This window comes from Nitrosomonas sp. Is79A3 (assembly GCF_000219585.1).
GTDB lineage: Bacteria > Pseudomonadota > Gammaproteobacteria > Burkholderiales > Nitrosomonadaceae > Nitrosomonas.
Window position 1 is genome coordinate 2596781 of sequence record NC_015731.1, and the last position, 14967, is coordinate 2611747.

The 14967-nt window shown below is 44.7% G+C and carries 14 protein-coding genes; 9 read left to right on the plus strand and 5 right to left on the minus strand.

What is annotated here, in order from left to right:
- Nucleotides 1-266: 266 nt before the first annotated feature.
- The 3 genes from NIT79A3_RS12085 to NIT79A3_RS12095 form a co-directional block, all read right to left on the minus strand.
- Nucleotides 267-749 carry a hypothetical protein gene (locus NIT79A3_RS12085; RefSeq protein ID WP_013966473.1) on the minus strand — a complete coding sequence of 161 codons (483 nt, stop codon included), beginning with the start codon at nucleotides 747-749 and terminating at the stop codon, nucleotides 267-269.
- Between the two features lie 161 nt (nucleotides 750-910).
- Nucleotides 911-1132 carry a DUF2798 domain-containing protein gene (locus tag NIT79A3_RS12090; protein WP_013966474.1) on the minus strand — a complete coding sequence of 74 codons (222 nt, stop codon included), beginning with the start codon at nucleotides 1130-1132 and terminating at the stop codon, nucleotides 911-913.
- 84 nt (nucleotides 1133-1216) lie between these two features.
- Nucleotides 1217-1801, minus strand: coding sequence for a nucleoside deaminase (locus tag NIT79A3_RS12095; RefSeq protein ID WP_013966475.1), 585 nt, complete (start codon nucleotides 1799-1801; stop codon nucleotides 1217-1219).
- A gap of 345 nt (nucleotides 1802-2146) precedes the next feature.
- Here NIT79A3_RS12095 and NIT79A3_RS12100 point away from each other — a divergent pair, with 345 nt between their 5' ends.
- From NIT79A3_RS12100 to NIT79A3_RS12110, 3 genes are all read left to right on the plus strand, one after another.
- A complete protein-coding gene (locus tag NIT79A3_RS12100; protein ID WP_013966476.1) occupies nucleotides 2147-4066 on the plus strand; it encodes a hypothetical protein in 1920 nt (639 codons plus the stop codon).
- Between the two features lie 55 nt (nucleotides 4067-4121).
- Complete coding sequence (gene ybaL / locus NIT79A3_RS12105) at nucleotides 4122-5840, plus strand: YbaL family putative K(+) efflux transporter (protein ID WP_013966477.1); 1719 nt, start codon at nucleotides 4122-4124, stop codon at nucleotides 5838-5840.
- 65 nt (nucleotides 5841-5905) lie between these two features.
- Nucleotides 5906-6208, plus strand: coding sequence for a hypothetical protein (locus NIT79A3_RS12110; protein WP_013966478.1), 303 nt, complete (start codon nucleotides 5906-5908; stop codon nucleotides 6206-6208).
- Here NIT79A3_RS12110 and NIT79A3_RS12115 read toward each other — a convergent pair.
- The gene (locus tag NIT79A3_RS12115; RefSeq protein WP_013966479.1) at nucleotides 6205-6609 is read right to left on the minus strand and encodes a hypothetical protein; all 405 of its coding nucleotides are present in this window, start codon (nucleotides 6607-6609) and stop codon (nucleotides 6205-6207) included. The two genes, NIT79A3_RS12110 and NIT79A3_RS12115, sit on opposite strands and share 4 nt — an antisense overlap.
- 204 nt (nucleotides 6610-6813) lie before the next feature.
- On the opposite strand from NIT79A3_RS12115, the gene NIT79A3_RS12120 reads away from it, so the two are divergent.
- The 5 genes from NIT79A3_RS12120 to NIT79A3_RS12140 all read left to right on the plus strand — a co-directional run bounded on the left by NIT79A3_RS12120 (nucleotide 6814) and on the right by NIT79A3_RS12140 (nucleotide 12814).
- Nucleotides 6814-8091 carry a divalent metal cation transporter gene (locus NIT79A3_RS12120; protein ID WP_013966480.1) on the plus strand — a complete coding sequence of 426 codons (1278 nt, stop codon included), beginning with the start codon at nucleotides 6814-6816 and terminating at the stop codon, nucleotides 8089-8091.
- A 23-nt stretch (nucleotides 8092-8114) separates the two neighbouring features.
- Nucleotides 8115-9905, plus strand: coding sequence for an ABC transporter ATP-binding protein/permease (locus NIT79A3_RS12125; RefSeq protein WP_013966481.1), 1791 nt, complete (start codon nucleotides 8115-8117; stop codon nucleotides 9903-9905).
- 311 nt (nucleotides 9906-10216) lie between these two features.
- Complete coding sequence (motA, locus tag NIT79A3_RS12130) at nucleotides 10217-11077, plus strand: flagellar motor stator protein MotA (protein WP_013966482.1); 861 nt, start codon at nucleotides 10217-10219, stop codon at nucleotides 11075-11077.
- Nucleotides 11078-11118: 41 nt separating this feature from the next.
- The gene (gene motB, locus NIT79A3_RS12135; RefSeq protein ID WP_013966483.1) at nucleotides 11119-12045 is read left to right on the plus strand and encodes a flagellar motor protein MotB; all 927 of its coding nucleotides are present in this window, start codon (nucleotides 11119-11121) and stop codon (nucleotides 12043-12045) included.
- A 16-nt stretch (nucleotides 12046-12061) separates the two neighbouring features.
- Nucleotides 12062-12814 carry a hypothetical protein gene (locus tag NIT79A3_RS12140; protein WP_013966484.1) on the plus strand — a complete coding sequence of 251 codons (753 nt, stop codon included), beginning with the start codon at nucleotides 12062-12064 and terminating at the stop codon, nucleotides 12812-12814.
- Between the two features lie 20 nt (nucleotides 12815-12834).
- Here the strand turns inward: NIT79A3_RS12140 and cysS are convergent, their stop codons facing one another.
- On the minus strand, nucleotides 12835-14217 hold the full coding sequence (gene cysS, locus NIT79A3_RS12145) for a cysteine--tRNA ligase (RefSeq protein WP_013966485.1): 1383 nt from the start codon (nucleotides 14215-14217) through the stop codon (nucleotides 12835-12837).
- A 229-nt stretch (nucleotides 14218-14446) separates the two neighbouring features.
- Here cysS and NIT79A3_RS12150 point away from each other — a divergent pair, with 229 nt between their 5' ends.
- Complete coding sequence (locus NIT79A3_RS12150; protein ID WP_348225617.1) at nucleotides 14447-14959, plus strand: peptidylprolyl isomerase; 513 nt, start codon at nucleotides 14447-14449, stop codon at nucleotides 14957-14959.
- Nucleotides 14960-14967 lie beyond the last annotated feature (8 nt).

Consider the following 14967-nt stretch of genomic DNA (forward strand, 5'->3'; position numbering starts at 1 on the left):
GTTCCCGGGCCGGGTTGTTAAAACGCTGGCAAATAAAACAAATACCGCTTTGACACTACACCTGAACCACGGTGTCTGTAAAACTTGAGACTGATCAACTGTACCAAAAGGAATAGCGGTTTATATTCCCCAGATTTTTCGTTGTACAGTCTGGCTATGCGCTAAAAATCCGTTGAAATCTTTCCTGTTATCCCAGCATGGTTCACTACGATCGCTCATGTCCGATAGACTCCTCGGTCAGGCTGCACTCTGATTTCGCCGCGCCCTTATTGAGTTTTAACAGCTTCTTCACTCAAGCTTCCAGATCCCGAATTCAACCTGGCTTTAATCTTCCGGTTGTTCTGTTGATCAGGCATCTCCGCCGGTTTTGCATAATTGCGTTGCAACAATTCTGCGGCTATTTTCCGGTGAAATTCTGCCTGCTTTGAGGCATCCTCTGCAGCTTGCTCGTAATAACGGATATTGGCCTGCGTATGTGATTTAAAATCTTGCCCCTGTCTACCATAGTAATAACTATGATCTTCATACTCTTCTAACGATTCCACTTTTTCTGCAGCTTTTGCTGCCATTTCTTTGGCTAACTTATCGTAATAATTTGACAAGTTAGTGTGATCGCTATGCGTTTTGGCATTTTGTACCATCTTTCTACTATCGGTATCTTGTGACTCCAGTTGCCCTAACTGCGCGCAGGCAACCAGTAGAGAAAGCATAGGTAAAACTGCCAGATATTTTCCCAGTTTAATATTCATGATAGTAATAACTCCAAGTAGAACGATACAGGTGCGTATCCTACCGGAGTCAATACTTCCATGTATATTAGGGAAACTATTGTTTTTTTGTAATGGAAACCATTAGGCAATAGCAAAGCGGTAAGCTATAGAAAAAGATAATCCGCGGACCAACAGAATAGCTAACGTACGATTGCTTCCACAACACGCCTATAGAGCGGTGACAGTACAATTAAGACACCGAAACCAATTGGAAAAGCAATGCTCCATGAATAAAGCCATTCTCTGATAAAAGCGTCAGAAAAACCAAGATTGACTGCGGTGACTGTCGCGGATACACAACCGGTCATAGTCGCCGACATCATTAAACAATAAATACAATGCGCTAATATTTTTTGCTTCATGCGAATCCTCTATTTTCCTGAGCCACTGGATCAACTCTTGCATTAGTGCATATCGTAAACGAATTAGAGCAAAAATATCTCAAATTATCCAGACCGGTTTGAAACTTGTAACTGACTGTTATAAATCTCCCCGGTATAGCTCTGTAACACCTCTACAGCCTGAGGACGCATCACTTCCCGTGTTACGCTGACTCCTCTTTGCTTCAGTTCCTGCTCCCAGTGCATCGAGCGGGGACCTTCATTAAAGCCGATCGCCTGTGCATCCTCCGAATGCGCGCCACACACAACCGAGGCCACACCTGCCCACAGCAACACACCCAAACACTGACAACACGGTTCCACACTGGTCACCAGCTCAAACGAACCATGACTTGCGAGTTCATAACTTCCTAGCGTTTGTTCCGCTAAAACCAGCGCCATCACTTCGGCATGCAATAATGAGGATTTCCCCGGAACAACCCAATTGACTCCCGGCGCAATAAGTTCGCCGGTATGTTGATTAAAAACGGCCGCGCCGAATGGCCCTCCTCCATTTTTTATGCTCATACGAGCTAAATCAATGACCAGAGACATTCTTTGGTTCGCATCGGGAAGGGTTTCTGGAATTCCGATAGCCCAAGTATTCAGCCATTTTGGAATGGGTAATTTAATATTAATCCAATGATTCATTCTGTTCACTCAACAAAATCCTGGTCTCTGACCGAAAAAACCAGTCTCTGGTTTTCAGCATACATAAACAAATTTAAAATTAAAACACAAAACTTCCACGTCAATTCATCAATATCTTGACAGCTCCTAGGCAGATCAAGTCTACTATCAGCCAGCTACTTTAGGGAGACTCTGAATAACTTGCATTTGTCATTCCGAACGCAGCGAGGAATCTTTAATAATCAATGTAATAGATTTCTCGCTCTGGCTCGAAATGACACTTGTTCAGAGCTTCCTTAGTTTATTTTTCCGTCCTGCTGTAGCTCGTTTTTATCCCCGGTTGTTGATCATGAAGGATTCATTGTTGTGTTTTCAGCGCTTAAAAACTTTAGTTTCGTAAGAACGCTCGGTTATTTGGCATTTTCTGCGAGTTGGCTGGGGTTTGCTTACTATTTTGGGCGGTTGATTCCGGATAAACAGTTATGGTTTGCCTTATTGGTAACATTCCTGTTTGGATTACCCATTTACTTTGCTGCGATTTATGCAGTAACAATTGAAAGAATTTATCTTTCCAGTCAATTCAAGAAACTGGGCATTCTGCATTGGCTCTTTACCCGCCGGATTCTGGCATATATATGGTGGTTACTGTGGTCGATTGTTTTTGCTTTTTTACTGTTATTTTATCTCGGCTCGGCAGAAAAACAGGAGTGGTTGATCTTCTTTGCGGCTATTCCGGTATTTGCCGTCATTTATGCCACTTTCTTCCCGATTGCTGCGCGTGAATACAAGCCTTATATCGCCGTGCATAAATCCTTAGCCTGGTCGCGTTGGGTGACTGCGCTGACGATGGCCGTGTTTTTTGTTGTGTTTGTAAACCACTCCGATGCAAGCCGTCAATATGCCTCATTGGCGGAAGCTGTCACGATGGAGAGCCAGAGATTGGATGGGACAACCAACAGTATCTTGATTCTTGAAACCAACCGGTTGTTGGGTTTTATTGAGGGAATGAAGCGTTATGCGCTAGGTAGCCTGCATTCATTCAGTGATGTGCTTTATTTGGGATGCGTTTTTCTGGGTAGCTTGCTGTTTTTTTATAACGTGGCGCTCGGGATTTCCAGTTTTATGGTTCCTTTATCCGAACACCGCCGCATATTCGCTCCTATACAGGATACCGATCAGCCTCCTGCAGTTTCGCCCTGGGCCTGGGCGCTTACCTCAGCATTTGCTACTTTCTTTATATTCTTTATTTACGTGCCTTCGACGGTGTACGTCGATGCTTGGCTGCGTTCCAATCCGGAAACGATCAAAGAAATACAGGCATCAAAACAAACTGTAATTCAGACGGTGGAAATGATCGGAGATGATTACTACAAACCCGGAACAGCCGCGCAAATTGAGCAGGCTTATCTCGATAGTCTCAGCAAGCTCGAAGCATCGCTGGGAAAATTGCGTGAAACTACCGGTACCGGATTTCAGCAAATGGCCGACAATGTGGATGATTATCTGGATTGGTACTACAGTCTGCCGGGGGAATATGAACGTATCGTGGCATTGGCCACCGGCGTTCTGGAAAACTGGATGGCCGAAAAGCTGCAGAATTATCTGATGAAAGGCAATGTGTTTGGTCCGGTACAGCAATCCATTGAAGAAGTGCTACAGAATAACCAGCAATTACGCACCGAGCATTTACAGAAAGTTGAGCAGATTCTGGCAGAGAATCGTGTCGAACCCATTGATAATTCACAACTGGAGATCGTCAGACACGCTTCACTGAGTGCGCTCAAAGAACCGCCCACACACAGTGTCATCATCAATCTTGAAAATCGCATACTGATCTCCGGCGGCATCGGTACCGCGGGTGCTATCACTGGTGCAATCGCCGGGAAGATTACTGCCAAGGTGGCTGGAAAAGGAATCATCAAGCTCGGTGCCCAAGCCCTAATTAAAGTGACTGCCGGCAAAGCGGTCAGTGCTTTAGGCGGGGCTGCCGCCGGCGCCGCTACGGGAGCAGCGCTGGGTTCATTCATTCCCGGCATCGGTACAGCCATCGGTGCAGCCATTGGTGGTATTATTGGCGGCATCACCATTGGATTGACCGTTGAAAAGCTTCTTCTGATGCTTGAGGAAGCGTTCTCACGCGATGAATTTAAACGCCAGATTCTGGATGCCATTGAAGACGAGCGCGTTGAGTTCGAAAAATTTTTAAACACACCTGCTGTATCTGATAGCGCTCCCAGTAACGATATTGAAGCTGATACGCACAAAAGTATCCGGCAGTCTTTATAAAACGAACCAAACAAACCGGCCAATACTCCTATAAGGCAAAAATACTGGAATTCGAATGGAACATAACATTGAACTGATTACTACGATTGCAGCAGGCTTTGGTCTGGCTTTAATCTTTGGCTTTATTGCGGAACGGCTTAAAACTCCGGCATTGGTAGGTTATCTGCTCGCTGGGATTGCTATTGGCCCCGCCACACCTGGGTTTGTCGCAGACATTGGCATTGCTTCTCAATTATCAGAAATCGGTATTATGTTATTGATGTTTGGGGTTGGATTGCATTTCTCACTGAATGATCTGCTTGCAGTAAAACGTATCGCTTTGCCAGGTGCAATCGTTCAAATGGTCGTTGCGACCATTTTAGGCATGGTTCTGGCTGATTCCTGGGGCTGGAGTTTAGGTGCGGGCTTAGTTCTGGGTTTGTCATTATCTTGTGCCAGTACGGTTGTTTTGCTTAAAGCGCTTGAATCACGTGGTCTTCTGGAAACTATGAACGGTCAGATTGCCGTTGGCTGGCTGATTGTTGAAGACCTTGTCACCGTATTGATTCTTGTACTTTTACCTTCGTTTGCCACCATGCTGGGAGGATCTAACGGAACTGAGAGTGCAACAAGCTCTCTATGGCTCACCGTCGGACATACATTGTTACTGGTTTCAGCTTTTATTGCGTTGATGCTGGTAGTCGGTCATCGTGTATTGCCTTGGTTGTTGTGGCAAGTCGCGCGCACGGGCTCGCGTGAATTATTTACTCTTTCTGTCGTCGCTTTCGCGATTTGCATTGCTTATGGTGCTGCAGCACTATTTAACGTGTCGTTTGCACTCGGTGCTTTCTTCGCTGGCATGGTCATGCGCGAATCTGAGTTCAGTCATCGTGCCGCCGAGGAATCACTGCCATTACGCGATGCTTTTGCAGTGTTGTTTTTTGTTTCTGTCGGCATGCTGTTTGATCCCACCATTCTAATCAATGAACCCATGCATGTTTTAGCTGTAGTAGCCATTATTATTGTTGGCAAATCTATGGCAGCCATGCTGCTGGTTCTAATGCTTCGTTATCCACTCAATACAGCATTGACAGTGGCGGCAAGTTTAGGACAGATTGGAGAATTTTCTTTTATTCTTGCAGGATTGGGGCTATCGCTTGGATTGATGTCTAGTGAAGGAATGAGTCTGGTGCTTGCTGGCGCTCTAATCTCAATTGCTTTTAATCCGATTGCCTTTGCTGCAGTCGTGCCTATTAGAAATTGGATATTGAAATACTCTGCCGTAGCACGCAAATATGAAAATCGCGATGATCCATTCGCTGAGCTACCCATGAGCACTGAACGTAAATTTCTTCAGGGACAGGTTGTTATCGTGGGTTATGGCCACGTCGGTCAGCGCATTGCAAATGCGCTGAATGAAAAGGATATCCCTTATATCATCGCCGAGCAAAATCGTGAACTGGTACAAGATCTTCGCAAACAAGGCAAAAACGCAGTATCCGGTGATGCTACGGAACCTTCAGTACTGATACAAGCGCATATCACGGATGCCGCCATGCTGGTCGTTGCAACATCCGACCCGTTGAATGTTCGCCAGATGATTGATACCGCACGCACATTGAATCCGTCCATTGAAATTGTATTGCGTACTCGTAGCGAGGATGAAACAAAATTATTACGCAAAGACAAGATAGGTACTGTATTCTTTGGCGAGGAAGAGCTCGCCAAGAGCATGACCCATCACATATTGGATCGCTTCAATGCAAAATCTGAATCTACCCATAAAGAAAGCTAATCTGGCTTGTAAGCTTAAAACCACTTACCAATAAATAGTATGTAAATTTTCATGAGATTAACGCAATGACTGAACAATTTTATGTGGGTATCGATCAGGATCAAAATGAAGGATTAACGCACCTGGGCCGCATCGTACGCGATGCTTGGGTGTTTGGCATTCTGCCAGAAACAGAGACTTGCGTAGGCTGGAGCGGCGCACAAATGCAATCGCTGTATGAAAAAGTTCACAGTGCCTGGGAGCCTTATGCGCATTTACCCAGCCGTCTGCCGGATGAATTACGCGCCCGGCATAACCGGTTATACGAACAAGCTATTACGAGCGCCAAGGAAAAGGGTTGGGATGCCGAATTAAAGGATGATGATTAATCTCTTGCTGGAAAATGGATAATCCGGGCTGGGCCGTCCAGCTTTGTTTTGTTAACCAGCGCCTGCAAGGCAGCCGGAAACTCCCTTTGCAGCCGTGACATGATGACTGACAAGTTCGCACGGTAATAAACGGCTTCGTAAGCAACCGGTTGATCCAGCGCATCCCGGGCTTGCGGCTTAAAATTCCGCCAGGCAATTTCAATCCAGCATTTACGTTCCCCATCGATAAACACAAACTCTTCCTGATCAATAATCGCCATATACTGCATACTGCGAATGGGAACAAATAAATGTTTAGTAGGACAACGCGCTAGCAAGGTGATTGCCAGATTATAAGTACTCGCCGGCAAGTGACGGGCTTTCCGGCTGATTTCAGGATCTCGATAACAAGTAATTTCCATAGTGATCTAGTCGCGCATTCTAAAATTCCGGGGTGATGACCATTCTGCTTACCTCCAACAAATCAGCATAAAGGATGTCAATACTTGTGTTACCTTACCGCCGTTGCCGCAGGAACTCAAGAGGGCAAGAAAACAATTACCGTGGTCTTGTTGGAAAAATCAGAAACCAGTTTAATAATACGATATCCCTAAGAAATAAGAACCATGTCATTCAACAAAATTTTTAGTCACTTTTTCTCACGCCTAGGTCCTGGATTATTATATGCAGGCGCCGCTGTCGGCGTATCCCATTTGGTGCAATCCACGCAGGCGGGTGGAATGTTTGGGTTTGATCTGATTATTGCCATCATCATTATTCATTTGATCAAATACCCGTTCTTTGAATTTGGGCCGCGCTATACCGCAGCAACCGGACATAACATATTGCACGGCTACAAACGGTTGGGAAAATGGGCGATATGGATTTATCTGCTCATGTCCATAGCCACCATGTTCATCATTCAGGCGGCTATTACCGTGGTCACTGCCGGTCTGGTCACTAATATTTTTGGGCTGGAAGGTCTTGGCGGACACGATCCGCAAATGGTTGCATTCATCATCAGCAGTGCGCTACTGCTAATTTCTTTCACATTATTGGTGGGCGGTCACTACGTATTACTGGATAAGTTGATGAAAGTCATTATCCTGGTTCTCACGATCACTTCTGTCGCGGCTGTCATCATGCTGCTAATCGATAATCCAGGTCATCATGAATCCGCGACCGTGCATTTTTCATTTTATGATACAGCACACTTAGTATTCTTAGCGACATTTCTTGGCTGGATGCCCGCACCGTTGGATCTTTCCGTATGGCATTCCATCTGGTCGGAAAGCAAAAACGAGAGTGACGGTAAGAAAACCAGCATGAAGGAAGCGTTGTTCGATTTCAGAGTGGGTTACATTGGCACTGCATTTTTAGCAGTCTGCTTTCTGTTACTCGGTGCACTTGTCATGTACGGCAGCGGTGAAACTTTTGCAGCCGGAGGCGCGGCATTCGCCGGTCAATTGATGAATATGTACGAACGCGCCTTGGGGGGATGGGCCTATCCGATTGTTGCCATTGCGGCACTGACAACCATGTTTAGCACCACACTCACGGTACTGGACGGTTTCCCGCGCACGATTGGCATCGCGCTGGAGTTGCTATTTCCGCGACGTATCCAGCATCGTAATAACGAAAAAACTTATTTAATCTGGTTACTCATCATCATTACCGGAACATTATTAATACTGTTCTTTTATATGACATCCATGCGCGAGATGGTAAAAATTGCCACCGTGATTGCTTTTGTAGCGGCGCCCATTCTGGCAATACTGAACATGCAGGCGATGTTTAACAAAAGCGTACCGGATGAACACCGCCCCGGAAAACTCATGTTACTCTGGTGTTGGTTGGGAGTGGCTACATTGCTGGGATGTTCGATCAGCTATTTATTACTTTAATTTGTAGCTCTTAATCAACCCTGATGCGCCCCACACGTCTTGAGAAACCTGCAGCTACACGTAACAATTTGAAAACGATTGCCGCCCTGCTGCCCTATTTATGGGAATTCAAAGTCAGAGTTGTCCTGGCACTCAGTCTGTTGGTATTGGCCAAACTCGCCAATGTTTCGGTGCCATTAGTTTTAAAGGAAATTGTCGACGCTTTGGATCAACCACGCGCCATGCTGGTACTACCGGTTTTTTTATTGGTTAGTTATGGCATCTTGCGTCTGTGCAGCACTTTATTTGGAGAGCTGCGTGACGCAATCTTCGCTAAAGTAACGCAACGAGCAATTCGCCGGGTTGCGAACAAAGTATTCATGCATTTGCACACACTGTCTTTGCGTTTCCACCTGGAACGCCAAACCGGCGGCGTTTCACGCGATATTGAGCGGGGCACGCGCGGCATTTCATTCCTGTTAAATTTTATGCTGTTTAATATCCTGCCCACCTTGCTTGAAATCAGCCTGGTGCTCGCCATATTAATCAGCAAGTACGACATCTGGTTTTCCATTATCATATTTTTGACCCTGCTGGCCTATATTGCACTGACGCTTATCGTTACCGAATGGCGCATGATTTTTCGCCGCACCATGAACAACATGGATTCAAAAGCCAATACCCAGGCAATAGACAGCTTGCTAAATTACGAGACGGTAAAATATTTTGGCAACGAAGCCTGGGAAGCCCGCCGTTATGATGAGCATCTGCAATCATGGGAAAAGGCCGCTGTCCGCAACCAAACTTCACTGGCAACACTGAATGCCGGGCAAAGCGCCATCATCGCTGTGGGTGTCACGCTCTTAATGCTGCTGGCTGCGGATAAAGTCGTTGAAGGCAACATGACTTTAGGCGACCTGGTATTGATCAATGCTTTCATGTTGCAACTTTACATGCCATTGCATTTTCTGGGCTTTGTTTATCGTGAAATCAAGCATTCTCTGGCTGATATGGAACGCATGTTCACTTTATTAGATGAGAATAAGGAAATCCAGGATAAACCGGATGCCCAAATACTCAATGCGCAAAACCCTGCCATCCGCTTTAGCCATGTCAACTTTAGTTACGAATCCAATCGGCAGATACTGTTTGACGTTAGCTTTGATATTCCAGCCGGCAAAAACATTGCGGTGGTTGGCCAAAGCGGCTCGGGAAAATCCACACTCGCACGCTTGCTATTTCGGTTTTATGACGTGCAATCGGGTTGCATTCTGATCAATAATCAGGATATCCGGGATGTCACCCAGCAAAGTCTTCGGGCATCCATGGGCATCGTTCCGCAAGACACCGTGTTATTTAATGACAGCATTTATTACAACATCGCCTATGGCCGGCCGGATGCAACGCAGGAAGAGATTTACGCGGCAGCCCGGTCGGCACATATTCATGATTTTATTGAGAGCCTTCCGGAAAAATATGCAACCATTGTTGGTGAGCGCGGCTTGAAACTATCCGGTGGCGAAAAACAACGTGTGGCTATCGCCCGCACTATTCTGAAAAATCCGGAAATCCTGATTTTTGATGAAGCCACATCGGCACTAGATTCAAAATCCGAAAAACGCATCCAAGCGGAATTAAAACGCATCGCAAAAAACCGCACCACATTAACCATAGCCCACCGGCTTTCCACCATCGCCGATGCCGATCAAATTCTGGTGATGGACCATGGCCGTATCATCGAACGCGGCTCCCACCCGCAACTCCTGGCATCCAACGGCAGCTACGCGCATATGTGGGAGTTACAACAACAGGAAGAAATTAAGCAACACCTGTAAACACTCATTTCCTGACAATCGGGAATAAATTCTCCAAAGAAGGTGTTGTTCTCAACTGCCGGACCATGAAATTCCCGGTATCTGCTGAAATTACTTCTTCGCAGTACTCCCTAGCAACGCCCAAGCCTCCTTCCCCACGTATCATTCATTCCATGCGCCTACAGGGAGAACCCCGGAAATACAAGGAATTCAGAAAATACAGGGAAAATTAACCTTATCTCCAGAAATGAATATTCTAGCGATGTGCTAACTTCTCTCTTCAGAATCTGCCGTCGATAGATTGCATAATTACATTCTAAGGAGTCACCGCAATGCTTGTTTCTGTTGGTTATATCATCATTATCATTTCTGTTTTTGGCGGTTTTGCATTAGCTGGCGGACATCTCGCCTCTTTATGGCAACCCGTTGAGCTGCTCATGATTGGCGGTGGTGCTGTGGGTGCATTTGTAGTTGGCAATTCAAATAAAGCCATCAAAGCCACTTTAAAAGCGCTGCCTACTGTTTTTAAAGGTTCTAAATATACCAAAGCACTCTATATGGATTTAATGACATTGCTCTACGAAGTGCTCGGGAAAATCCGCAAAGAAGGATTAATGTCCATTGAAGGAGACGTGGATGATCCTGCCAGCAGCCCTATTTTCACAAAGTACCCCGATATTTTGGCTGATCACCATATCACAGAATTTATCACAGACTATTTGAGATTAATGGTCGGCGGCAATCTTAATTCACTGGAAATAGAGAGCCTAATGGATAGCGAGTTAGAAACACATCACCAGGAGGGAGAAGTGCCCATACATGTAGTCGCTAAACTGGGCGATGGATTGCCTGCTTTTGGCATTGTGGCTGCTGTAATGGGAGTGGTTCATACCATGGAATCGGTTCATCTTCCGCCAGCAGAACTGGGCATTTTGATTGCTGCGGCTTTGGTGGGCACATTTCTGGGAATCTTACTGGCATACGGATTTGTCAGTCCGCTCGCCGGAAAACTTGAACATAATTTGCATGAATCCAGCAAGATGTTTGAGTGTATAAAAATCACACTATTGGCTAATTTAAATGGCTATTCCCCGGTCCTTGCTGTTGAGTTCGGCAGAAAAGTCTTATTCACAACCGAAAGACCGTCTTTCCTTGAATTGGAAGAGCATGTCAAACAAAGCAAAGCAAAGTAGCTATTTAAAAATAATATCCCATTTGAATTGCGAGAATAGTTATGGCCGATGATCTTTCACAGCGCCCGATAGTCATCAAGCGGATTAAGAAGGTAGCGGGTGGCCACCATGGTGGCGCCTGGAAAATTGCTTATGCTGATTTTGTAACTGCCATGATGGCATTCTTTTTATTAATGTGGCTATTGGGATCATCAACCAAGAGTCAATTGGAAGGCGTTTCTGAATATTTTAAAACACCGTTAAAAGTTGCCCTGTCGGGCGGATCATCGGTTGGTGAAAGCAGCAGTTTAATTAAAGGCGGCGGAACCGATTTGACACGTCAGCAAGGCCAAATACAGAAAAGCACTGTAAAAGACGACCAAAAAGCCAAGAAAATCATCAAGGAACGCGCCGAGTTGATTAAGTTGGAAGGGCTAAAAAAGAAAATAGAAGATGCGATTGAAGCTAATCCATCATTAAAGAAATTTGCAAACCAGCTTTTACTGGATATTACATCGGATGGCTTAAGAATCCAAATTGTGGATGAACAGAATCGCCCCATGTTTGCGTCGGGAAAAGCGGAACTGCAGCCGTATACGAAAACCATTCTGCATGAAATAGGTAAAATGCTCAACGATGTCGAAAACAAAATAAGCCTTTCCGGCCATACGGATGGAAAACCATTTCCATCCGGCGACAAAGGCTATAGCAATTGGGAATTATCGGCTGATCGTGCGAATGCTTCACGGCGAGAGCTGATAGTTGGTGGCATGGATGCGAGTAAGGTTCTACAAGTCATTGGTTTGTCTTCCGCTGTGTTATTTGATAAGGATGCCCCGCTTAACCCCATTAATCGACGGATCAGTATCGTTGTTATGAATGAGAGAGCTGAGAAATCCATCACGATGGATAAAAACACACTCGATATTGATATGCAGGATGAGCCCAATAAAGAGTTATTACAGAACCCAGAAAATAGCGCCTTATAAATACAATCAACCCTAAATGTTAAAATACCAGCACCCAGTCGTTATCGCTCTGCTTATTCAGATAATAACCATTGTTTTGATTGGCTTTATTATAGTATCGCAATCCGTAATCGCATTGAGTCTATTCGAATGGAGCTTAGTGCAGGGATTATTGTCTGGACTGATCAGTTATTCCATGAGAATGCCGGTATGGTGGATTCCGATTCACCTGGCATTTATTCCTCTGGTCATCACTACACTGGCGTTAAATATTTCTTCAACTTGGTTTCTAATATTTTTCCTCTGCTTAGTATTAGTTTATGGAAAAACTTACAAAACCCAAGTACCGCTTTATCTTTCAAGTAAAAGGGTAAATCATGCACTGGAAGCGTTGTTACCTGAGCAGGGACAATTTTCTTTTGTTGATCTGGGAAGCGGTTGCGGCGGCTTAGTGAAGAATCTGGCAAATACCCGCAGAAATGGAATATTTCACGGCATTGAATCCGCACCTTTGCCATTTTTAATCAGTAAGCTGAGAAGTCTACTTTGCGCTTCAACCTGTAAAGTATTTTGGGGAGATTTCTGGGAATACGATTTCTCAAAATATGATGTTGTCTATGCCTATCTGTCGCCGGTTCCTATGGCATCGCTTTGGCACAAAGCAAATAAGGAAATGCGGCCGGGCAGTCTGCTCATCAGCAATACTTTCATGATCCCTGGCATCACACCGTATAAAAGTATCCAACTCGATGATTTCTCAAACTCTACACTGTATCTATGGAAAATATAGGCCGTATAAATTACGAATATTTATGAGCGCCGCCAGGTAGTGCCTTGGGGATTGTCCTCAAGAATGATGCCTTGTTCCAGAAGATTCTTACGGATCGCATCGGCATCGGAATACCGGCCTTCTTTGCGTGCGCTTATCCGCTGCTGAATCAACCGTTCAATCGCATCTTGCGGTAAAGAATTCAATTCACTAGTAACAACTTTATTTTGCAAATATTCTTGCGGATTCTGCTGCAACAAACCCAATAAATTACCCAATCCTTTTAGTAGCCCCGCATTCTCTTTTGAACCCGTTTTATTGACATCACTGGCAAGCTCAAATAATACTGCAATTGCTTCCGGTGTATTAAAGTCATCCTCCATTGCAGTTTTAAATCTCTGCGCATGAAGATTATTCCAATCTATCGCCGGCATATCAATCGGTTTAACTTCCTTAAGTGCAATATACAGACGATCCAGTGCAAGCTTTGTATCTTTGAGATGCTGATCAGAATAATTTAATGGGCTACGGTATTGCGCACGCAAAATAAAGAAACGCACTACCTCAGGCTGATAATGTTTCAATATTTCTCGAACCGTAAAAAAATTACCCAAAGACTTTGACATCTTTTCATTATCAACGCGCACGAATCCATTATGCATCCAGTAATTCACAAAGGGATGATCATGCGCGCCTTCACTTTGAGCAATTTCATTTTCATGGTGTGGAAATTGCAGATCCTGTCCTCCGCCATGTATATCAAAATGCACACCCAACAATTGCTCACTCATTGCCGAGCACTCAATATGCCAGCCGGGGCGCCCCCTCCCCCACGGTGATTCCCAAAAGGGCTCTCCCGGCTTTGCCGATTTCCACAGCACAAAATCCAACGGGTCTTTTTTATTAGAATCGATTTCTACGCGTTCACCGGCACGCAGATCATTCAGAGATTTGCCGGAAAGCTGTCCATAACTTGGAAAGTTATGGACAGCATAATATACATCGCCATTACTTGCCCGATAGGCGAGATCCTTTTCGATCAAGGTGCCGATCATACCGATCATGTTCTCGACATAATCCGTTGCACGCGGTTCGTAGGTAGGTGATGAAACACCCAGCGCTGAAGAATCCTCATTCATGGCCTGAATAAAACGCTGTGTCAGCGTTCCGATTGATTCATTGTTTTCTTGCGCACGTTTGATAATTTTGTCATCGATATCGGTAATATTCCGCACATAACTGACATCAAAATCATTCGCCTTAAACCAGCGGATAACCGTATCAAAAACAACCAGAACCCGCGCATGCCCTAGATGACAGTAGTCATAAACGGTCATGCCGCAAACATATATTTTTACTTTTCCAGGTATGATGGGAACAAAATCTTGTTTTTCCCGGGCGATTGAGTTATAAATTTTAAGCATAAGGCCAACAGATAAAATTGTAGAGCTGACTATCTTCTTGATAGAATTCTGGATGTTCTTGATGACTGAATCAAAAATAAATAACCAATGAGTATAGCATATTGTAAATATTAAACTCTTACCCTCGTTTATAACTAATAGGATATCTATGCGACTCCGCCAGATTTTGATTTTTCTGTTTTTAATCTCGATAAATATCGGTGTTAATGCTGCAGACATACGGGTTGAAATGAAAACGAACTTAGGGAATATCGTACTCGAGCTTTATCCGGACAAAGCACCCAAAACAGTTGAGAATTTCCTGCAATATGTTGAAGAAGGTTTTTATAAAAATACGCTGTTTCACCGCGTGATATCCGGTTTTATGATACAAGGCGGCGGATTCGATAATGCTTTCAAGCAAAAACCGGCCAGGCCACCGATTCAAAATGAAGCTGCCAATGGATTAAAGAATGAGATCGGAACAATAGCAATGGCACGCACATCAGATCCGCATTCTGCCTCCGCGCAATTTTTTATCAATGTCGCGAATAATGGATTCCTTAATTATAAAGCACCCAGTCAAAGCGGTTATGGATACACTGTATTTGGTAAAGTAATCACTGGTATGGAAATTGTAAATAAGATCGCATCCGCACCAACCGGCCCGGGCGGTCCTTTCCCGGGAGATGTCCCCAAAGACAGCGTAATCATCGAAGAAATTACTAAACTGCCTGTTTCTGAGAAACAAAACCCTCAATAACTGGAATC